Source organism: Stenotrophomonas sp. YJH_SMC_58 (assembly GCF_059369635.1).
Genome location: NZ_JCAFSW010000002.1, coordinates 1 through 20,847, shown reverse-complemented (window position 1 = coordinate 20,847; position 20,847 = coordinate 1). Strand labels below are relative to the sequence as shown.

Annotated in this window: 17 protein-coding genes and 4 tRNA genes; 16 read left to right on the top strand and 5 right to left on the bottom strand. The window is 66.7% G+C overall.

What is annotated here, in order from left to right; translation table 11 throughout:
* Window positions 1-1,275, top strand: a complete 1,275-nt coding sequence (locus AC5P68_RS02590) for a YihY family inner membrane protein (RefSeq protein ID WP_111188656.1) — start codon at window positions 1-3, stop codon at window positions 1,273-1,275.
* Window positions 1,272-1,841: a TlpA family protein disulfide reductase gene (locus tag AC5P68_RS02585; protein WP_111188655.1), complete on the top strand. Its 570-nt coding sequence runs from the start codon at window positions 1,272-1,274 to the stop codon at window positions 1,839-1,841. Before AC5P68_RS02590 ends, AC5P68_RS02585 begins: the two co-directional genes overlap by 4 nt.
* Window positions 1,842-2,357: 516 nt before the next feature.
* Here AC5P68_RS02585 and ppk2 read toward each other — a convergent pair.
* The 4 genes from ppk2 to hemA form a co-directional block, all read right to left on the bottom strand.
* Window positions 2,358-3,140, bottom strand: a complete 783-nt coding sequence (ppk2, locus tag AC5P68_RS02580; protein WP_033833057.1) for a polyphosphate kinase 2 — start codon at window positions 3,138-3,140, stop codon at window positions 2,358-2,360.
* Between the two features lie 190 nt (window positions 3,141-3,330).
* Window positions 3,331-5,043 carry an O-linked N-acetylglucosamine transferase, SPINDLY family protein gene (locus tag AC5P68_RS02575; RefSeq protein ID WP_231522194.1) on the bottom strand — a complete coding sequence of 571 codons (1,713 nt, stop codon included), beginning with the start codon at window positions 5,041-5,043 and terminating at the stop codon, window positions 3,331-3,333.
* A 5-nt stretch (window positions 5,044-5,048) separates the two neighbouring features.
* Entirely contained in the window at window positions 5,049-6,131 is a 1,083-nt protein-coding gene (gene prfA / locus AC5P68_RS02570) for a peptide chain release factor 1 (RefSeq protein ID WP_024957328.1), read from the bottom strand.
* On the bottom strand, window positions 6,109-7,392 hold the full coding sequence (gene hemA, locus AC5P68_RS02565; protein ID WP_329754887.1) for a glutamyl-tRNA reductase: 1,284 nt from the start codon (window positions 7,390-7,392) through the stop codon (window positions 6,109-6,111). Before hemA ends, prfA begins: the two co-directional genes overlap by 23 nt.
* A 63-nt stretch (window positions 7,393-7,455) precedes the next feature.
* Here hemA and AC5P68_RS02560 point away from each other — a divergent pair, with 63 nt between their 5' ends.
* From AC5P68_RS02560 to ychF, 8 genes are all read left to right on the top strand, one after another.
* A complete protein-coding gene (locus AC5P68_RS02560; protein ID WP_172958434.1) occupies window positions 7,456-9,141 on the top strand; it encodes a tetratricopeptide repeat protein in 1,686 nt (561 codons plus the stop codon).
* The gene (gene lolB / locus AC5P68_RS02555) at window positions 9,138-9,797 is read left to right on the top strand and encodes a lipoprotein insertase outer membrane protein LolB (protein WP_033833052.1); all 660 of its coding nucleotides are present in this window, start codon (window positions 9,138-9,140) and stop codon (window positions 9,795-9,797) included. The genes AC5P68_RS02560 and lolB overlap by 4 nt, the downstream gene beginning before the upstream one ends.
* Window positions 9,794-10,663, top strand: a complete 870-nt coding sequence (ispE, locus tag AC5P68_RS02550) for a 4-(cytidine 5'-diphospho)-2-C-methyl-D-erythritol kinase (RefSeq protein ID WP_033833051.1) — start codon at window positions 9,794-9,796, stop codon at window positions 10,661-10,663. Before lolB ends, ispE begins: the two co-directional genes overlap by 4 nt.
* 11 nt (window positions 10,664-10,674) lie before the next feature.
* Window positions 10,675-10,751: transfer RNA gene (locus tag AC5P68_RS02545), tRNA-Gln, on the top strand.
* Between the two features lie 140 nt (window positions 10,752-10,891).
* Window positions 10,892-11,851 (top strand): ribose-phosphate diphosphokinase, encoded by a 960-nt coding sequence (locus AC5P68_RS02540; protein WP_005415400.1) that lies wholly within the window; start codon window positions 10,892-10,894, stop codon window positions 11,849-11,851.
* A 109-nt stretch (window positions 11,852-11,960) separates the two neighbouring features.
* Window positions 11,961-12,578: a 50S ribosomal protein L25/general stress protein Ctc gene (locus AC5P68_RS02535; RefSeq protein WP_005408191.1), complete on the top strand. Its 618-nt coding sequence runs from the start codon at window positions 11,961-11,963 to the stop codon at window positions 12,576-12,578.
* Between the two features lie 48 nt (window positions 12,579-12,626).
* Window positions 12,627-13,205, top strand: coding sequence for an aminoacyl-tRNA hydrolase (gene pth / locus AC5P68_RS02530; protein WP_414497947.1), 579 nt, complete (start codon window positions 12,627-12,629; stop codon window positions 13,203-13,205).
* Between the two features lie 141 nt (window positions 13,206-13,346).
* A complete protein-coding gene (gene ychF / locus AC5P68_RS02525) occupies window positions 13,347-14,438 on the top strand; it encodes a redox-regulated ATPase YchF (RefSeq protein WP_005408193.1) in 1,092 nt (363 codons plus the stop codon).
* A 592-nt stretch (window positions 14,439-15,030) separates the two neighbouring features.
* Here ychF and AC5P68_RS02520 read toward each other — a convergent pair.
* Window positions 15,031-17,769 carry a TonB-dependent receptor plug domain-containing protein gene (locus AC5P68_RS02520; RefSeq protein WP_231522195.1) on the bottom strand — a complete coding sequence of 913 codons (2,739 nt, stop codon included), beginning with the start codon at window positions 17,767-17,769 and terminating at the stop codon, window positions 15,031-15,033.
* Window positions 17,770-17,939: 170 nt separating this feature from the next.
* Between AC5P68_RS02520 and AC5P68_RS02515 the strand changes: the two genes are divergently transcribed.
* The 6 genes from AC5P68_RS02515 to AC5P68_RS02490 all read left to right on the top strand — a co-directional run.
* Complete coding sequence (locus AC5P68_RS02515; protein ID WP_012479232.1) at window positions 17,940-18,959, top strand: cyanophycinase; 1,020 nt, start codon at window positions 17,940-17,942, stop codon at window positions 18,957-18,959.
* Between the two features lie 105 nt (window positions 18,960-19,064).
* Window positions 19,065-20,081, top strand: a complete 1,017-nt coding sequence (locus AC5P68_RS02510) for an isoaspartyl peptidase/L-asparaginase family protein (protein ID WP_049430290.1) — start codon at window positions 19,065-19,067, stop codon at window positions 20,079-20,081.
* Window positions 20,082-20,218: 137 nt separating this feature from the next.
* A tRNA-Tyr gene (locus AC5P68_RS02505) sits at window positions 20,219-20,304 on the top strand.
* 24 nt (window positions 20,305-20,328) lie between these two features.
* Window positions 20,329-20,402 (top strand) — tRNA-Gly (locus AC5P68_RS02500).
* A gap of 49 nt (window positions 20,403-20,451) precedes the next feature.
* Window positions 20,452-20,527, top strand: a tRNA-Thr gene (locus AC5P68_RS02495).
* Between the two features lie 41 nt (window positions 20,528-20,568).
* On the top strand, window positions 20,569-20,847 hold a 279-nt coding region (locus AC5P68_RS02490; RefSeq protein WP_308307142.1), incomplete at its 3' end, for a GTP-binding protein.

Here is a 20,847-nt window from a genome sequence, read left to right as displayed (position 1 = left end):
ATGGAACCTTTGGATACGCTCAACCTGTGGATGGAGCGCGCGCGGGATCGCGCACGGGCCATCAGTTTCGGCCGCTTCCTGTGGCATCGCTTCCTCGACGACCGCCTGTTCCAGGCAGCGGCGGCGCTGGCCTACACCACGGTGTTCGCGCTGGTGCCGCTGGCGATCGTGGTATTTGGTGTGCTGTCGGCCTTCCCCGTCTTCGACCGCTGGAGCGACCAGCTCAGCGATTACGTCTTCTCCAACTTCGTGCCCAACGCCGCGCGTGCGGCGGAGGGCTACCTGCGGCAGTTCTCGGCCAGTGCCGGCCAGCTCACCGCCGCTGGCTTCATCGCGCTGGTGGTATCGCTGCTGATCACCCTCAACAGCGTTGAAGAGACCTTCAACCAGATCTGGCGGGTCGGTTCGACCCGGCCCAAGCTGACCCGCTTCCTGGTCTACTGGACCGTGCTGACGTTGGGCGCGATGCTCGCTGCCGCTTCGCTGGCGGTGTCGGCGCGGGTGTTCGCGATGCCGCTGTTCGGCACCCAGGAGGGCCGCTGGCTGGCCGAACTGGCACTGCGGCTGGCGCCGATCCTGATCGAGTTCGTCTGCATCACGCTGATGTTCCGGGTGGTGCCGCACCACACGGTGAAGTGGCGGCATGCAGTGCCTGGCGCCATTCTGGCCGCGGTGATCCTGGAGCTGGTGAAGTGGGGCATCGGCGCGTATCTGGGCAGCTTCCAGTCCTACCAGAAGCTCTATGGCACGGTGGCCTTCGTGCCGATCCTGCTGCTGTGGATCTACCTGTGCTGGGTGGCGGTGCTGCTGGGCGCGTCGTTGTCTTCGTCGATGGCGGCCTTCCGCTACCAGCCGGTGGAACTGCGCCTGCCGCAGGGCTACGAGTTCTATGGCCTGCTGCGCCTGCTCGGCCGCTTCCACCACGCCCGTGCCAAGGGGAAGGGCCTGGCCGACGATGAAATCCTGCGGCTGGAGCCGATGCTGACCGATTCGCTGCTGCAGGACCTGGCCTGCAACCTGCAGGAAATCGGCCTGTTGCGCCGCGATGAACGCGGCGAATGGCTGCTCTCGCGCGACCTGGACCAGGTGAGCCTGGCCGATCTGTACGAATGCACCCAGCTGCGCATCCCGGTAGCCGAGCAGCATCTGCCCTACCGCGACGACACACTGGGCCGTGCTGCGCTGGCGGCACTGGACGATCTGCGGCTGCCCCTGCGCGAACGCCTCAAGCGCAAGGTCAGTGATATCTACACCGATTCCGGAGACATGCTATGACCCGCAAGACCCCGTTGCTGCTCCCGCTGGCCCTGCTGCTGGCGCTGTCGGCCTGCAAGCCGGCCCAGGAGCCGACCCCCGCCAGCAGCCAGCCACCGACACAGACACCGACGCCGACCGCACCGGCGCCGGTCGAGGAAACCCCGGCCGAGCGCACCACCGCCGAGTTCCCGACGCTGAAGATGAAGGCGGTGGATGGCAGCGACTACGACCTGGCCGCGCACCGCGGCAAGTGGGTGGTGGTGAACTTCTGGGCGACCTGGTGTGCCCCCTGCCGCAAGGAGATGCCGGAGTTGTCGGCGCTGCATGCGATGCGCAGCAACATCGAAGTGGTCGGCCTGGCCTACGAGGACATCGAAGTGCCGGAAATGCAGTCGTTCCTGACCAAGCATCCGGTCACCTATCCGATCGTGATCGTGGACCCGTTCGATCCGCCGACCGATTTCGCCACGCCGCGCGGCCTGCCGCTGACGCACCTGCTGGATCCACAGGGCAAGCTGGCGCACACCTTCCTCGGCCCGGTGACGGCCGCCGACATCGAAAAGCAGATCGCTGCTGCCAAGTAATGGGTGGGTCGGCAGGGCCTGCGGCCCTGCACCCGCCGAAACATTCAAGCAACGGCAACAGCAACAGCCAAAGTGCGATTTCCGTGTTGTGGCGGGGCGGTGTCGGAGTGCGGGGACGCCGCAAGTACGTCCCTGTAAGCTTGGCAGCCGCATCCATGCGGCTGACACCCCGCACTCCGACATCGCCCCACCTCTGACAGATTCCTCATGTCTGGTAGATCCACGCCATGCGTGGATGATTCTCCAGACAAGTCGAATATTTCGAATTGAATTCGAAGAGCATCCACGCATGGTGTGGATCAACGACAGATCGCGGAAATTTGTCGAAGGCGGGGTGGGTCCGGGTGCGGGGGCGTGAGCCGCATGGATGCGGCGACCGAGCTTACATGGACGTACTTGCAGCGCCCCCCGCACCCGGACCCGCCCCGCCATCCCTCAGGAAGCCCGCCGTTGCTGTTGCTGTTGCCGTTGCTCTGGCCCCTGCAGGTGCAGGGCCGCAGGCCCTGCCGACCCACCCTAATCCTCGACCGGGAAGTCCTCGATCGGCTTCAGCACATCGTAGTGCTCGCGATGCAGCTTGCCCTTCAGCTTCGGCAGCTCCGGCAACGGCGCATCCACGCGCGTGTCCGGCAGCCGGTCCAGCAGGTTGCGCACCAGCGTCAGCCGGCCGAGCCGCTGGTCGTTGAAATCCACCAGTGTCCACGGTGCCGCCTCGCGATGGGTCGCGCGCAGCATCGCCTCGCGCGCCTCGGTGTAGGCGCTGTACTTGCTGCGGGATTTCAGGTCCACCGGGGAGAGCTTCCAGCCCTTCAGCGGATCGAGATGGCGCTCGGCGAAGCGCTTCTCCTGCTGCTCCTGGTCCACGCACAGCCAGTACTTGAACAGCAGGATGCCGTCGTCCACCAGCAGCTCTTCGAACACTGGCGCCTGGCGCAGGAACTGCTGGTACTCGGTCTCGCTGCAGTAGCCCATCACCCGTTCGACGCCTGCGCGGTTGTACCAGCTGCGGTCCATCAGCACGATCTCGCCGGCGGCGGGCAAGTGCGAGGCGTAGCGCTGGAAGTACCACTGCGTGGCTTCGCGGTCGGTGGGCTTGGGCAGCGCGACCACCCGGCACTGGCGCGGGTTGAGGTGCTGGCTGATGGCCTGGATCGCGCCGCCTTTACCTGCGGTATCACGGCCTTCGAACAGCACCAGCAGGCGCTGTCCGCTGTGCTGCACCCAGCGCGCCATGGCGGTCAGTTCCAGCTGCAGCGGCAGCAGCAGTTCGTCGTAGTCCTTGCGCTTGAGCTTGGCCATCGTCACACCACGCGGGGAGGAAGCCCGAGCGTAGCGCAGGGGCTGCCCAGGCGATGTCGACGCCGGGTAGAGTCGACGGTCAGTCGACTATCGCGCGCAGCGCGGGGTTTTCGGCTTCCTGCCGAGGGCAGTCGACCAGCAGTCGACTCTACCCAGTCGACGTCATCCAATGGACGTTACCCAGCCGACATTACCCAGTCGGTTCGGTTGTTCCCAGCCAGCCGTGTTCGCGCGCCAGCTGCTGCACCAACGCCGACAGATCGCGGGCAAACCCGCCCATGTCGAACAGCCCGCTGCGCTCGCGCGCCTGTGCCAGTTCAGCGCGCAACGCCGCCAGTGCTGCAGGGTCGTTGCCCAGCGTGCTGGCGGTGGTGATGAACGCCGCATCGTCGGCGACATTCATCCGTGCCATTCCCAGATGGTGGTTGAGGCTGCCGGCCACGCGCGCGGCGAAGGTGTCACCCGGGCAGGTCAGCACCGGGCAGCCGGCCCATAGTGCGTCGGACGCGGTGGTGTGCGCGTTGTACGGATGCGTGTCGAGGAACAGGTCGGCCAGCGGGTAACGGGCCAGGTACTGCGGATGCGGCAGCTTGGCCATGAACACCAGGCGCGCCGCGTCCAGGCCGGCAGCCTGCGCGGCAGTGCGCAGGCGGGCGTCGGCCTGGCCCGGTCCGGACAGCAGCCACAGTACGCTGCCGGGCACTGCCTGCAGCACTGCGAAGGCACGGCCCATGCTGCGCGGGTTGAGCTTGTAGCTGTTGTTGAAACAGCAGAACACCACGCCCTGCGCGGGCAGGCCGCAGTCCGCACGGGTCGGCGCAGGCTCCAGCACGCGCGTATTGTCTGACGGCTGGAAGGCTCGTGGCAGGCGCAGCACGCGTTCGCTGTAGCACGGCTCCAGTGCCGGCGGCAGGGCGAAGGCATCGCCGACCACCGCGTCCATCCACGGCGCCCCCGACGTGCCCGGATAGGCCAGCCAGTTCAATTGCAGCGGGGCAGGGCGCATCGCCAACACTTCCGGCGTGCCGCCACCGCCCCAGCCGCGCAGGTCGAACAGCAGGTCGATGCCCTGTGCGCGGATGCGTGCGGCGGTATCGGTGTGTCGCAGGCCAGCCACATCATGCAGCTGCGCGGCTGCCTGCAGGCGCTGGCGAATGCGGCTGCCGTCGTCGCGGTTCAGCGCGAACAGATGCAGTTGCAGTGCGGGGTCGCGACGCAGCTGCTCGAACAGCGCCACGGTCAGCAATCCGGTCGGATGTGCGCCGAACCCATTGGAGAGGAAGCCGACGCGCAGCGGGCCGTGCGGGCACACCGTTGCCCGCGGCAATGGCCGCACCGAGGCAGCCACGGCCAGCGCACGGGTGTGCGCGCAGGCCAACTGTTCGGCAGCGCTGGCGTCCTCGCTGAGGAAGGCGAACGGCTCGACCACGCCCTGGCCGCTGGCAACGGCGGCGCGCACCTGTGCCGCCAGCGTGTCCAGGTCCTGCCAATCGCACAGGCGACGCTGCCAGGCCAGGCGCTGGGCGGCGATGTACGGCTCGGCCGGCATCAGCCCATGCGCGCGTCGATAGGCCGCCGACGCGCCTTCGGCATCATCGGCATCTTCCAGTGCATGGCCCAGCCACAGCGCAATGCCGGGATGCTGCGGTGCCAATGCCGAGGCCTGGCCGAGCAGCTTGGCCGCATCGCCATGTGCACCGGCCATCCACGCCACGCGGCCCAGCCGTGCCAGCGCTTCGGGGTGATTCGGGCGCAGCTGCAGCGCACGTCGCGCGGCCTGTTCGCCGGCAGCGATGTCGCCGGCTTCCAGTTCCACGTCGGCCAGCATCACCCAGGCGACGAAGTCGTCGGGCTGGCGGGCGATCGCTTGCTGCAGTTGCTGTCGCTGCTGCCAGGCCGACATCGTGCTCAGCCTGCCGACAGCTGGGCCAGGGCGTCGACCTGGTGTTCGTGGCTGAGCCGCTGCAGCAGCGGATCGAGGTCGCCGGCCAGGATGTTGGGCAGGTCGTACAGGGTCAGGCCCTCCACGCGGTGATCGGTGATGCGCCCCTGCGGGAAGTTGTAGGTGCGGATGCGCTGGCTGCGATCACCACTGCCGACCTGCAGGCGCCTCGACTCGGCCTGGGCCGCGTCCTGGCGTTGGCGCTCGGCGTCGAGCAGCTGCGCTTTCAGGCGCTTCATCGCCTTGTCGCGGTTGGCGTGCTGGCTGCGTTCGGTCTGGCATTCCACCACCACGCCGGTCGGTACGTGGGTGATGCGGATCGCCGACTCGGTCTTGTTGACGTGCTGGCCACCGGCGCCGGAGGAGCGGAACGTATCCACCTTCAGGTCGGCCGGGTTGATGACGATGTCATCGACTTCGTCGGCCTCCGGGATGATCGCCACGGTGGCCGCCGAGGTATGGATGCGGCCCTGCGATTCGGTGGCCGGCACGCGCTGCACTCGGTGCGTGCCCGATTCGAACTTCAGGCGCGAGAACGCACCACGGCCGACCACCCGTGCCACCACTTCCTTGTAGCCACCGTGCTCGCCGGGATTGTCCGATTCGATCTCGACCTTCCAGCCCTGGCGCTCGGCATAGCGGGCGTACATGCGGAACAGGTCGCCGGCAAAGATCGCCGCTTCATCGCCGCCGGTACCCGCGCGCACTTCCAGGAACAGGTTGCCTTCGTCGCGCGGGTCGCGCGGTACCAGCAGCAACGCCAGCTCCTGCTCCAGTTCCAGCAGGCGCGCCTGCGCGGCGGCGATTTCCTCGTCGGCCAGCTCGCGCAGGTCGGGGTCGGCGCGCATGCCTTCGGCGGCGGCCAGATCGGCCTTGGCACGTGCTTCATCGGCCAGTGCAGTGGCAACCGGTTCAAGTTGGGCGAATTCGCGCGAAAGGTCGCGGAAACGGGTGTTGTCGGCGACCACGTCGGGTTCGGCGAGCAGGCGTTCCAGTTCTTCGCGGCGCTCGGCCAGCGCTTCCAGCTTACGGCGCAGGGTCGGCGTCATCGGGTCTCACGGGTGGGTGGCGGTAACCCGGCGTAGCCGGGAACAGGCGCTCGGCGGCGCGGGTCAGGTCGGCATCGCCGCTCAGTGCGGCAGCGCGCAGGGCAGCGGTAGGAGGATGCAGCAATCGATTGGTCAGGCCGTGGGCCAGCAGTTCCAGCACTTCGTCGGCCGGCTTGCCGTTGGCCAGCTGCTGGCGCGCGCGTTCCAGCATTTCAGTGCGGGTGGCCTCGCCGAACGCACGCAGCTGTCGTAGCGGCGCCTGGTGGGCGCTGGCCTGCTGGGTCTCGATAAAACGCGATACCTGAAGGTCGATGATCGCCTCGGCCTCGGCGGCCGCCTCGCGGCGTCCGCGGCGGTTGTCTTCCACCGCGCGCTCCAGGTCGTCGACGGTGTAGAGGAAGGCGTCGTTGAGCGTGCCGACCTCCGCCTCGATGTCACGCGGCACGGCCAGGTCGAACAGCAGCATCGGCTTGTGCCGGCGCGCGCGCAGGGCCTTGGCCACCATCTCGCGGTGGATCACCGGTTCGCGCGCAGCGGTGGCCGAGAACACCACGTCGGCCTCGCCCAGGTGGCGGTCCAGTTCGGTCAGCGGCAGGGCTACGCCACCATGGCGGCTGGCAAGTTCCTGCGCGTGGGCGAGGGTGCGGTTGGCGATCAGCAGCCGGCGTACCTTGCCTTCGCTCAGGTGCCGTGCAGCCAGTTCGATGGTCTCGCCGGCACCGACCAGCAGCACGGTGGAATCGTCCAGCCGCGCGAACGCGTTCTGCGCCAGGCGCACCGCCGCCGACGCCACCGATACCGGGTTGGCGCCGACCTGGGTATCGGTGCGCGCACGCTTGGCCACCGAGAAGGTCTGCTGGAACAGGCGGTCCAGGCGCTGGCCGAGCAGGCCGTGGTCACGCGCGGTCGACCATGCGTCCTTCACCTGGCCGAGGATCTGCGGTTCGCCCAGCACCATCGAGTCCAGGCCGGTGGCGACCCGGAACAGGTGGCGTACGGCTTCTGCATCGGCATGCTGGTACAGGTAGCCCTGCAGGTCGCCGGCCTGGGCCTGCAGCCACTGGTCCAGTGCCTGTGCCGAATCGGCCACGGCATACAGCTCGGTGCGGTTGCAGGTGGACAGCAGCACCGCCTCGGCGATCTGCGGAGTGTCGCGCAGCGAACCGAGCGCGCGCGGCAACGCCTCACCGGCGAAGGCCGCGCGCTCGCGCAGCTCCACCGGTGCGGTCTGGTGATTCAGTCCGAGCACCCACAGGGTCATTGTTCAGTTGCTTGCGATAAGCTGCTGGCCATTGGACGACATTTTAAGGCCCCGATGCCGACGATGCCCGCATTGATTCGCATCCCCAGTGTTCTGCTGCTGTCCCTGGCCTGCAGCCAGGCCCTGGCGGCGGTGCCGGCCAAGGCCCCCGTACGGGCCCCGGCCACTGAGGAACTGGCGCTGGAACCGGTGATGGCCGGTGAGTTCGCGCTGCAGGCCGGCAAGCTGGCCGAGGCGGCCCGCTGGTACCTGCAGGCCGCCCAGCAGACCGACGGCGACGCCGGCCTGGCCGAGCGCGCGACCCGCATTTCCATGCTCGCCAACGATGACTCCAGCGCCGCCAAGGGCCTGGCCCTGTGGCAGCAGCGCGCGCCCAGCTCGTTGACCATGCGCAGTGCCGCTGCCGCGCTGGCCATGCGCCAGGGCGATGTGAAGGCAGCGCGTGGCGATCTGCAGGCCTTGCTGGCCGACCCGGATGAACGTGGCTGGAAGTTCGCCCTGGCCGCCCTGATCGGCGGCGGCCGCGACCCGGCAGTGCCGGCGCAGGTGCTGGGCGAGCTGGTCGACGCCAACGCCATTCCGCCGAAGATCGAGGCGTGGCAGGAGTTCGGACGCCTTGCCCTGCGCATGGACAAGCCCGAGCTGGCGCGGCGCATGATCGATGAAGTGGTCAAGCGCTTCCCCGAGGAACCGCGTGTGGCGCTGCTGCGCGCCAGCCAGCTGCAGCAGGCCGGGGAGACCGGCAAGGCGCTGTCGCTGCTGCACGATGTGGAGCCGAAGACCCGACAGGACCCGGAACTGCGCAATGCAGTGGCCATCGCCTACGACAGCCTCGGCCAGCCGTCCGCCGCCGAGCGCGTGCTCGCGTTCGGCCCGCAGGACGTGCAGACCTGGGGCATGCGCGCCTCGCTGCTGGCCAAGCAGGGCGACAAGGCGGCGCTGTCCAACCTCTACAACGAACTGTCGCGGCAGGCGGCCAAGCCGGACCCGGCGCAGCGCCTGCTGCTGGGCAAGATCGCCGAATACCTGAAGCGTTATCCCGAGGCGGTGCAGTGGTACCACAGCGTGCCCGGTGGCGATGAACTGAGCGAGGCGCGCCTGCGCGCGGCCAACGCCCAGGCCCTGGCCGGGCGCCTGCCGCAGGCATTGGATGAAGTGCACGCGATCCAGTCCGATGCGGTGGTCGACGACGATGTGCGCCGCGATGCCTACCTGCTGGAGGCCGAACTGCGCCAGCGTGCTGACGACAGTGCCGGGGAGCTGGATGCGCTGGCCCGCGGCCTGGCCGCCTACCCGGATGACAACGGCCTGCTGTACGCCCGTGCGCTCACCTGGGAACGCCGCGACGAGATCCCGCGCGCCGAGGCCGACCTGCGCAAGATCCTGGTGACCGACCCGGAGAACGTGCCGGCATTGAACGCGCTGGGTTACACCCTGGCCGATCGCACCGGTCGCCTGCAGGAAGCGCTGGAGCTGATCGACCGCGCCCGCGTAGCCGAACCGGACAACGCTGCCATCGTCGACAGCTATGGCTGGGTGCTGTACCGCCTGGGCCGCAAGGAAGAAGCATTGGTGCAGCTGCGCCGTGCCTGGACCCTGGCCAAGGACCCCGAGATCGCCGCCCATGTCGGCGAAGTGTTGTGGGTGCTGGGCAAGCATGACGAGGCCCGCCATTTCTTCGACGAAGCGGCCAAGCTCGACCCCGAAAACCGCGCGCTGCTGCGCGCCCGCGAGAAATTCAATCCATGAGTGTTTCCCTGATCCGGCCGCTGCTGTTGGCAACTGCGGCCTTGGCGTTGACCGCCTGTACCAGCGTGGGCACGCAGAAGACCCCGGCGCCGGCGGTGGTCGAGGTTGTTTCGGCCGAGGCGGCGCAGGCCGAGGCGGCGCGCGTGGCCGCGCTGCAGGCACAGCCGGACTGGACTTTCCAGGGCCGGGTCGCGGTCAGCAAGGGCAAGGACGGCGGCAGCGGACGCATCGACTGGAAGCAGGAAGGACGCCGCTATGTGGTTGAGCTGAGCGCGCCGGTGACCCGACAGAGCTGGAAGCTGACCGGCGATACCCATTCCGAAGCCGGTCGCCTGGAAGGACTGGCCGGCGGGCCGCGTGACGGCGAAGACGCCCAGCAACTGCTGCTGGAGGCGACCGGCTGGGACATCCCGGTCAACCAGCTGCCGGCGTGGATCCGTGGCCTGGTGGCCGGTGATGCGGCCGGTCCGGAGAAGGTCGAGCGTGATGGTGAAGGCCGGCCGCGTCGCATGCAGCAGATGGGCTGGCAGGTGCAGTACCTGGACTGGTACCCGGCCGAGGCCGGGCGCCCGGCGCTGCCGCGCCGGATCGAGGCCGGCAATGGCGACGCCAAGGTGCGCCTGCTGGTCGACCAATGGGGGCAGGGCACCCCATGAGTGCCGGGCGCGATGATAGGGGCTGGTCCTGGTGGCCGGCCCCGGCCAAGCTGAACCTGTTCCTGCACATCAACGGCCGCCGTGCCGATGGCTACCACGAGCTGCAGACCGTGTTCCGCCTGCTGGACTGGGGCGATCGCATCGGTCTGCGCCTGCGTGAAGACGGCCAGGTGCGCCGGCAGGGCGAGGGGCTGGCTGGCGTGGCCGAGGCGGATGACTTGGCGGTCCGCGCCGCGCGGCTTCTGAAAGATGTGGCCAATATCGTGCAAGGCGCAGACATCATCGTCGAAAAACACGTTCCTGCAGGCGGTGGCTTTGGCGGCGGTTCGTCCGACGCGGCTACCGTACTGGTGGTGCTGAACCGGCTCTGGCGTGCCGGTCTGGATGAGGACGCGCTTGCTGCGCTGGGCCTGCGCCTGGGCGCTGACGTGCCGGTGTTCGTGCGCGGGCGCAATGCCTGGGCCGAAGGGGTGGGTGAGCGCCTGCAGCCGATCGTGCTGGAGCCGGCCTGGTATGTGGTGGTTGAACCGGGTGTTCATGTTCCCACCCCGGCTCTGTTCGCAGACCCGGATTTGACGCGCGGCAGCCCAGTGGCGAAAATAGAGGACTTCGCTTCCGGGACCCTGGTCGGGAACGCGTTCGAACCGGTGCTGCGCCGCCGTGAGCCTGCCGTCGAGGCAGCGTTCGCCGCGTTGAGCAATATCGGCACGGCGCGGCTGACCGGTTCGGGAAGTGGTTGTTTCGTCGAGTTCGCATCGCAGTCTGCCGCAGAGCAGGGACGGTCGAAGTTGCCGAAGGAGTTGCGGGCAAGGGTGGCAGCGGGCGTTGCGCGTTCGCCACTGCTGGATGCACTCGAGCAACACTGATTTATCAATGCAGGGGCGTCGCCAAGAGGCCCAAGGCACCAGGTTTTGATCCTGGCATTCGTAGGTTCGAATCCTACCGCCCCTGCCAATAGCGGCTGTGTCCGCGCCTTCCAGCGCATCGCCCGCGCGGGACGTGGAAACAACCGCGGTGTTGTCAGCAGCAAGGGTCCATCGGGGTCCTTGCCGACTCCGGATCCCCGCCACTCGTCCCCGCCCGAGACAATCATGATGCAAGAGTCCCCGAACCTGCTGGTCTTTTCCGGCAACGCCAACAAACGTCTGGCGCAGAACATCTGCAAGGAACTGGGGGTTCGCCCGGGCAAGGCGCTGGTCTCGCACTTCTCCGATGGTGAAGTGCAGGTGGAGATCGAAGAGAACGTCCGCAAGCAGGACGTGTTCGTGATCCAGCCGACCTGCGCGCCGAGCGCGGAAAACCTGATGGAACTGCTGGTGCTGATCGACGCGCTCAAGCGCGCATCGGTGGCCAGCGTGACCGCCGTGGTGCCGTACTTCGGCTACTCGCGGCAGGATCGCCGCATGCGTTCCTCGCGCGTGCCGATCACCGCCAAGCTGGCGGCGAAGATGTTCAGCACCGCTGGCGCTGATCGCGTGCTGACCGTCGACCTGCACGCCGACCAGATCCAGGGCTTCTTCGATATTCCGGTGGACAACGTGTATGCGTCCCCGCTGCTGCTGGCCGACATCTGGCGCGCCTACGGCACCGAGAACCTGATCGTCGTGTCGCCGGACGTGGGCGGCGTGGTCCGCGCCCGTGCCGTGGCCAAGCGCCTGGATGACGCCGACCTGGCGATCATCGACAAGCGCCGCCCGCGCGCCAACGTCTCCACCGTGATGAACATCATCGGTGACGTCGAAGGCAAGACCTGCGTGATGGTCGATGACATCGTCGACACCGCCGGCACCCTGTGCGCCGCTGCCGCTGCCCTGAAGGCGCGCGGTGCGCTCAAGGTCGCCGCCTACTGCACCCACGCGGTGCTGTCGGGCCCGGCGGTGGACAACATCACCAATTCCCAGCTCGACGAGCTGGTGGTGACCGACACCATCCCGCTGAAGGACGCGGCGCGGGTGTGCAGCAAGATCCGCCAGCTGAGCGTGGCGGAAATGCTGGCCGAAACGATGCGCCGCATCGCCTTCGGCGAGTCGGTCAGCTCGCTGTACGTCGACTGAGTTTTTCGCCCCTGCCGGCAACGGCGGGGGCATACCCGGATGCTTCTGGTCGCGGAAGCATCTTCAACCGCCACGCCGCAGGGCGCGGCAACAACCTGAGTAGTCGAAAATGTCGAAGACCCATGAAATCAAGGTCACCAAGCGTGAACTGCAGCGTAAGGGTGCGAGCCGCCGCCTGCGTCACGCCGGTGTGATCCCGGCCATCGTGTACGGCGGCAACGCCGAGCCGGTCGCCATCAGCCTGGACCACAACGAAATCTGGCTGGCCCAGCAGAACGAGTGGTTCTATGCCTCGATCCTGGACCTGAACCTGGATGGCCAGGTGCAGAAGGTCCTGCTGCGTGACATGCAGCGCCACCCGTACAAGCAGCTGATCATGCACCTGGACTTCCAGCGCGTGAACGAGAACGAAGCCCTGACCGCTTCGGTCCCGCTGCACTTCGTCAACGAAGACACCTCGCCGGCCGGCAAGGCTGCCGACGTCGTGGTCACCCACGAACTGAAGGAAGTGACCATCACCTGCCTGCCGAAGGACCTGCCGGAGTCGATCGAAGTCGACCTGGGCGAGCTGAAGGCCGGTGACGTGGTGTACCTGTCCGACATCAAGCTGCCGAAGGGCGTGGAAATCCCGGCCCTGGCGCTGGGCAAGGACCACGACGACGCCATCGTCACCGCCAAGGCCGGCAAGGCCGACGAGGCTGACGAAGAAGCGGCTGCCGCCGAGTAATACCGTTACGGTGCCTGCCTCCGGGCAGGCACCGTACTGGAAGGAACCATGGCAGGACTGCGACTGATCGTCGGTCTGGGCAATCCCGGATCGGAACACGCCCGGACCCGGCACAATGCCGGGTTTCATTTCGTTGAGGCCCTGGCGGAGAAAGCCGGTGCGCGATGGAATGTGGACAGCAAGCTGTTCGGTGAGACCGCCAAGGTCGAGATCGCCGGGCAGACGGTGTGGCTGCTCAAGCCCGCCACCTTCATGAACCTCAGCGGCAGGTCGGTCACCGCCGCACAGCGGTTCTGGAAGATCGAACCGGAAGAAACCCTGCTCGCACACGACGAACTGGACCTGGCGCCCGGCGTGGCGCGGCTGAAGTTCGACGGTGGCCACGGCGGCCAGAACGGCCTGCGCGACACCATCCGCCTGCTCGGCCACGGCAAGTTCCATCGCCTGCGCGTCGGCATCGGCCATCCCGGCCACAAGGACCGCGTAGTGGGTTGGGTGCTGGGGCGCCCGTCCAAGGAGGACGACGTGCTGATCGCACGCGCCATCGACGATGCGGTCGACGTGATGCCGCTGGCGGTACAGGGCGATTTCAGCGAAGCGATGAAGCGGCTGCACACCCCGAAATAAGCTGTAGGTACCGACCGTTGGTCGGTACGGAACCAACCAATCCGGTAGGTACCGACCGTTGGTCGGTACGGAGAATGATTGGAAAAGCAGCGCCCAGGCCGCTGTTTCCCCAATCACTTTCACCCCAGAGAGCTGTCACCCATGGGTATCAAATGCGGCATCGTCGGCCTGCCCAACGTCGGTAAGTCGACCCTGTTCAATGCGCTGACCAAGGCGGGTATCGCCGCGGCGAACTTCCCGTTCTGCACCATCGAGCCGAACGTCGGCATCGTGCCGGTGCCGGACCCGCGCCTGAACGAGCTGGCGGGCATCATCAATCCGCAGAAGGTCATCCCGACCGCGGTCGAGTTCGTCGACATCGCCGGCCTGGTGGCCGGTGCCGCCAGCGGTGAAGGCCTGGGCAACAAGTTCCTGGCGCACATCCGCGAAGTCGACGCGATCACCCACGTGGTGCGCTGCTTCGAGCACGGCGACATCGTGCACGTGGCTGGCAAGGTCGATCCGATCTCTGACATCGAAACCATCGACACCGAGCTGGCGCTGGCTGACCTGGACAGTGTCGAGAAGGCGCTGAACCGTGCCGAGCGTGCGGCCAAGGGCGGCGACAAGGACGCAGCGGCGCGCAAGCCGGTGCTGGCCAAGCTGCAGGCTGCGCTGTCGGACGGCAAGGCCGGTCGCTCGGTCGGCCTGGACGAGGAAGAGAAGGCGCTGGTGCGCGACCTGTTCCTGCTGACCCTGAAGCCGGTGATGTACATCGCCAACGTGCTGGAAGACGGCTTCGAGAACAACCCGCACCTGGAAGCCGTGCGCGCGCACGCCGCCGCCGAGGGCGCGCAGGTGGTGCCGGTGTCGGCCGCGATCGAGGAAGAGCTGTCACAGCTTGACGACGAAGACCGCGACACCTTCCTGGCCGATCTGGGCCTGAGCGAGCCGGGCCTGAACCGCGTGATCAACGCGGCCTACAGCCTGCTCGGCCTGCAGACCTATTTCACTGCCGGCGTGAAGGAAGTCCGCGCGTGGACCGTACGCAAGGGCGCCACCGCCCCGCAGGCTGCCGCCGTCATCCACACCGACTTCGAGAAGGGCTTCATCCGCGCCGAAACGATCGCGTATGACGACTTCATCAAGTACAAGGGCGAAGCCGGCGCCAAGGAAGCCGGTCGCCTGCGCCTGGAAGGCAAGGAATACCGCGTGCAGGAAGGCGACATCCTGCACTTCCGCTTCAACGTCTGATCCAGCGGCATCGGATCGACCCCGGACGCCCCGCCCTGTGCGGGGCGTTCGCGTTTCCGGTAATGGACAAAAAAACACCACGCTGCGAAACGCTTGCGGTGTGATGTTCGCCGGCACTTGTCCACAGCAAACTCCCATCGCTTTCCACGTCGGGTGTGGAAAACCCTGCGTATCGCTGCAGAGCCGAGCCCATGCTCGGCTGATGCCAGCAGGAGCCGAGCGTGGGCTCGGCTCTGCAGGGATTGCCCGCGCAGCGCGGATAAATTTTCGCCATGCTTCGAAACGCTTGCGTGGCAACACTCCCACCTACTTGTCCACACCTAGTTCCCATCGCTTTCCACGGCGCATGTGGAAAACCCGGATTCTGTCTGGACAAAAAATTGCCACCCTTCGAAACCATTGCAATGCGTGGCTCGCAGGGACTTGTCCACACCAAACCCCCATCGCTTTCCACGTGCGGTGTGGAAAACCCAGGGCGGGTGCGCTGCAACGAATGCCCACCAAGGTGGGCATCTACCGGGTGCAGTGTGCATGGACAACAAGGCCCGCCAGTGGCGGGCCTTGTTGTCCACGTTCTGCAATACGGTGTGCCTTACAGCGCGCTGCCACCGAACTTGTGGGTGTACTGCAGGTTGATGGTGCGGCCGACGCTGTCGAACCAGGACACGTCGTAGTACGGATACGCGGTGTATGTGGCATCCTTCGGCGGCATCTTGTTGAACACGTTGACCACCGACAGCGACAGGCGCGAATGGTCGTCGAAGCGATACTGCACCGAGGCGTTGTAGCGGTAGGTCGCCTTCACGTATGGGCTGTCACCGCTTTCCCAGTCGAACGACTGGTCGTAGTTGTCCGAGGTCGGCAGCTTGCCCAGGCGCGAACCGTAGACCGTGGCCGACCACGCGTCCTTCTCCCAGGTCACGCTCAGGCTGGTCTTGGTGCGCGGGATGTCGAATCCGCTGTTGACCGCGAACTGGTCCAGGGTCGGATCGCCGGGGTAGCGCTGGAAATCGTGCTTCTTCACCCAGGTGTGGGTGCCATTGAGGATGAAGTCGCCGATACCGGTCTGCAGGCGGTAGCGCAGGCCGACGTCGATGCCGGAGGTCGACTCGCGGGCGACGTTGATCGGCGCCACGCGCACGCCGTACAGGCGGCCGTCGCTGGTACGGGTGATGCGGTCGAGCGCGTCCACGCAGGTCGGCGAACTGATGTCGGCACTGCCGAGCCGGCAGTTCGCTTCGTTGGCCAGGAGGGTGCGCACATCCATGTCCTGCACCTGCTTGCGCATGTCGATGTCGAACCAGTCCACCGACAGGTCCAGGCCGATCGCCGGCGACCAGACGAAGCCTGCGCTCCACGAGGTGCTGGTTTCCGGGTCGAGCTGGCGGTTGCCGGTGCGGCTGCGGATCAGGTTGCGCTCGTAGTCGGAACAGTCGCTGGCGCCATCGGCGCGGCAGCTGTACAGGTCTTCGGCGGTGGTCTCGTCGTTGCCCGGTCCGGCGAACACGTAGTGCAGGTCCGGCGCGCGGAACGCGGTGCCATACGAACCGCGTACCAGCAGCGTGTCGATCGGGCGCCATTCCAGACCGCCGCTCCAGGTCGCCTTGCCGATGGTGTGGCCGGAATAGCGGTACTGGTCGTAGCGGCCGGCCACGCTCAGGTTGACCGTCTCGTGCAGCGGCATGCGCAGCTCGGCGGCGGTCGCCCAGCGGTTGCGCGAGCCCTGGCCGTCCGAATCCTTCCAGCTGTAGTAGTAGTACTGGGTGGCCAGCGGATCGGGATTCAGCGCATAGGTCTGCTGGCCCACTTCCACGGTCGCGGCAAACCCGGCATCACCGCCCGGCAGGCCGAACAGCGCGGAATTGGTCAGCGTGAATGCAGCCGTCTCGGTGCGCGACTTTGGCGAATAGGTGGTGCGTGCGGCAATCGAATCGTACTCGGCGCGGGTCAGCGGCCGGTACAGCCGCGACGGGTCCGCGTTGTAGATCGGGAAACCGTCGTCGTCCACGCCCAGCTGCGGGCCCAGGAACAGGTCATTCGCCTTGGAGGCGATGATCTGCGCCCAGCTGATCCGCGACTGGTACTGCGAATGGCTCAGCGCCGCTTCGTAGTCCCAGTTGCCGGCAAGATTGCCCTTGAAGCCGGTGGTCACGCTGAAGGTCTTCTGCGTGCTGCGTACCATCGCATTGCGCAGGCCCCCCATTTCCTCGGGTGAGAACTGGCGCTGCCAGAACTCGATCTCGCCGGTGGCCTGGTTGTTGAAATAGCCCGACTCATCGCCATTGGCGTCCATGCGGCCCCACTTGGTGACGTCGCGCATCAGCGACATCGTGTGGTAGCCCAGCTGCACATCGGCGAACCATTGCTGGCCGTTGTCGAAGTCGTAGCTCAGCGAGGCGTAGCCATTGGCGCCGCGGCGCTTGCTGAGGATGGTGCCATAGCCGATCGAGCTGTCGCTGCCGCAGTAGTAACCGTAGCGCGGGCGGTAGGCGCGGTAGGTGCTGCCCTGGTTCTGCCCGGCCAGCGCTTCGCAGGTGGCCGCGCCCGGATCCAGGTAGTCGTCGTTGTAGTCCGTACGCAGGTAAGCGCGGCGGGCGATGCGCGAGCCCTCGGTGGGGCCGTCCTGGGTCGAATCCTGGATGTCGCGCTCATAGGCCCACAGCGGGGTCTGCGACTGCAGCTCGACGCTGTACACGGCGTTGAAGTTGCCGCGGCTGAAGCCGCTGGCCAGGCTCATGTCGAACGACTCGCCACCGCCTTCGCTGGTGGTGCCCATGCGCATGTCGATCGTGGTGCCGTCGGCCTTCTTCTTCAGGATGAAGTTGACCACGCCGGCGATCGCGTCCGAGCCGTAGATGGCCGAGGCGCTGCCGGTCAGCACTTCGATGCGCTCGATCATCCCCAGCGGGATGTTGGAGACATCGGTGAAGTTGCTGCGGCCCTTGAACGGCATCGGGAAGTCGGCGATGCGGCGGCCATTGACCAGCACCAGCGTGTGGTTCGGGCCCAGGCCGCGCAGGTCCACCTGCTGGGCGCCCGGCGAGAAGTCGGCGCCGCTGGAAGACTGCTGGCTCTGGGTCTCACCGCCGTTCTGGGTCATTGCACGCAGCACGTCCGGCACGCTGGTGAAGCCGCTGGAGCGGATCTGTTCGGCGTTGATCACCGTGATCGGGGCGGGGCCTTCCACCTGGGCGCGCGGAATGCGCGAACCGGTGACCTGCACCGCATCCAGTTGTTGAACCGAGGAGGAAGCCGGTGCCTGGGCCGCCGCGGAAGCAGCCACGCCCATCAACGCCAGCTGGATCGACCACGCCATCGCCTTTCTACGCATGAGGAATTCTCGGAAATGAAGCCGGCCCGCAGAGGAGGGGCCCTGTCCCCCATTCAGATTTCCGGAACGGGCGCGCGCATTTAACGCCTTTTTCATGTCCTTGACTACTGGGTCCCTATCTGGCAAAGAGTGGAAACGCTTGCAAGTCGATTTTGTTCAGGGAGATCAAGATGCGACGCCTCCATCGGACCCTGCGTGCCCCCTTCGCCTGGCTGGCGCTGCTGGTCTTGGCCGTGCCGTTGGTCGCCCTTGCGCAGGACCTGCAGGGCCCGGGCTTCGCCTACTACGAAGCCGGCGATCTCGACGCGCCCCGGCCCGGCCCGCGCGCACCGGCCATGATGCTGATGGGCGGTGGCGAATGGGTGCCGGAGGCTTTCCACTGGTGGCTGAAGCAGGCCGGCAATGGCCGCGTGCTGATCCTGCGCGCTTCTGGCAGTGATGAGCTGCAGGACCGCCTGTACCGCGAGATCGGCGGTACCACCGCAGTGCAGACGCTGGTCTTCGACAGCCGCCGCGGCGCCGACGATCCGGCCGTGCTGCGCGTGGTTGCCGCAGCTGATGCCATCTTCATTGCCGGTGGTGACCAATCGCGCTACATCCGCTTCTGGAAGGGCACTGCGCTCAACCGCGCGCTGAACGCCCACGTGCGCGCTGGCAAGCCGATTGCCGGTACCAGTGCGGGGCTCGCCATCCTCGGTGGCTATGCCTACGGCGCGATGGACGGCGGCAGCATCACCTCTGCCGGTGCCCTGGCGGACCCGATGGGCAGCGCGGTGACCATGGACAGCGGCTTCCTGCAGATGCCCTACCTGCAGCGCGTGGTCACCGACACCCACTTCGACAAGCGCGACCGGCTCGGTCGCCTGATCGTGTTCGTGGCGCGCGCCGCACAGGACAGTGGCGACCCCGACATCGTCGGCATCGGCGTCGACGAGGACACCGCCCTGTGCGTGGAGCCTGATGGCCAGGCGCAGGTCTACAGTGCTGACGGCGAGGGCAAGGTCTGGGTGGTCAACCCTGGCCGCGATGCCGACCGCCTGGTCGAGGGCGAGCCGCTGCGCTTCCGCGCGGTGCCGGTAACGGTGGTCGCCAGCGGCAGCCGCATGCGCCTGGATGACGTCCAGGCCGAGGCCGACTATCAGGCCGTGGCCGACGTCAGCGATGGCGAGCTTGAGTTCACGCTTCGGTAGTGCCGGCCGCTCGCCGGCAACCCACCTTTCCTGATACGCCCCTCGCCGGCCAGCGGCCGGCACTACCCTGCAATCCATTCCCCGTTACTGCTGGAGACGTATCCGATGAAACTGCGCCTGGCGCTGTCTATGCTGCTGTCCCTGCCCATGCTTGCCCAGGCCGCACCGGCCACTTCACCGCTGCTGGTCATCCACGGCGGCGCCGGCGTCGAGCGCAAGGACCTGTCGCCGGCCGAGGAAAAGGCCGCACGTGACGCGCTGCGGGCGGCACTGCTGAAGGGTCATGCGGAACTGGCGGCGGGGCGCCCCGCGCTGGCCGCAGTCACCGCCGCGATCACCGTGCTGGAGGACGATCCCACCTTCAACGCCGGCAAGGGCGCAGTGTTCACCCATGACGGCCGCAACGAGCTGGATGCGGCGGTCATGGATGGCGCGAACCAGGCGGCGGGCGCGGTGGCGGGCGTGCAGCGGGTGCGCAACCCGATCCTGCTGGCGCAGACCGTGATGCAGAAATCCCGCCACGTGATGATGGTCGGGCAGGGCGCCGAAGCCTTCGCGGCCGAGCAGGGCATTCCTCTGGTCGATCCCTCCTACTTCCGTACAGAGAAGCGCTGGCAGCAGCTGCAGCGCGCGCTGAAGGAAGAGGCCAGCGGCCAGGCGCATGCCGACCTGGAGACTGCAAAGCACTTCGGTACCGTTGGTGCGGTCGCATTGGACGCGCAGGGGCATCTGGCCGCCGGCACCTCCACCGGGGGCATGACCAACAAGCGTTACGGCCGGGTCGGTGACTCGCCGATCATCGGTGCCGGCACCTGGGCCGACGCACGCTGCGCGGTGTCCGGCACCGGGTGGGGCGAGTACTACATCCGCACTGCGGCCGCGCACGAGATCTGTGCGCGCATGCGCTACCAGGGGCAGAGCCCGGAGCAGGCCGGCAAGGGCGTGATCAACGAGACGATTCCGCAGATGGGCGGCGACGGCGGTGCGATCGTGCTCGGCGCAGACGGAAAAATGGCCACGCCGTTCAACACCCAGGGCATGTATCGGGGCTGGATCGGCGGCGACGGCGTCCCTCATGTCGCAATTTTCGCCAACGAGACCCTGCCGCTTCCCGGGCAATAACCTTGCGTATCAATGGGTTTGCGACAGCGTGTGAAAAAAATGGAAAAAAGCGTTGACAGCCCCCCGTCCCATCAGCAGAATAAGCGGCTCACCACCACGCACCGCAACGCTTCGGCGGCAACGGAATGGGGTGGTAAGGAGGGATACCCAAGCGGCCAACGGGGGCAGACTGTAAATCTGCTGGCTTACGCCTTCGGTGGTTCGAATCCACCTCCCTCCACCAGTTTCACGTTGTGACATTCCCGGCGCGGGAGTAGTTCAATGGTAGAACCTCAGCCTTCCAAGCTGATGGTGCGGGTTCGATTCCCGTCTCCCGCTCCATTGAATGAACTTTGAATATTATCGAGTTCATGTCATAATGCAAAACTCGGCTCACGTAGCTCAGTCGGTAGAGCACTTCCTTGGTAAGGAAGAGGTCGAAGGTTCGATTCCTTTCGTGAGCACCATCTTAAGCATCACCTCTCAGACGAATTCGAGATAAGCAGCCATGGCCAAGGGTAAGTTCGAGCGCACCAAGCCGCACGTCAACGTCGGCACCATCGGTCACGTCGACCACGGCAAGACCACGCTGACCGCCGCACTGACCAAGATCGGTGCCGAGCGCTTCGGTGGCGAGTTCAAGGACTACTCCTCGATCGACGCCGCTCCGGAAGAAAAGGCGCGTGGCATCACGATCTCGACCGCGCACGTCGAATACGAATCCCCGATCCGTCACTACGCCCACGTTGACTGCCCGGGCCACGCCGACTACGTCAAGAACATGATC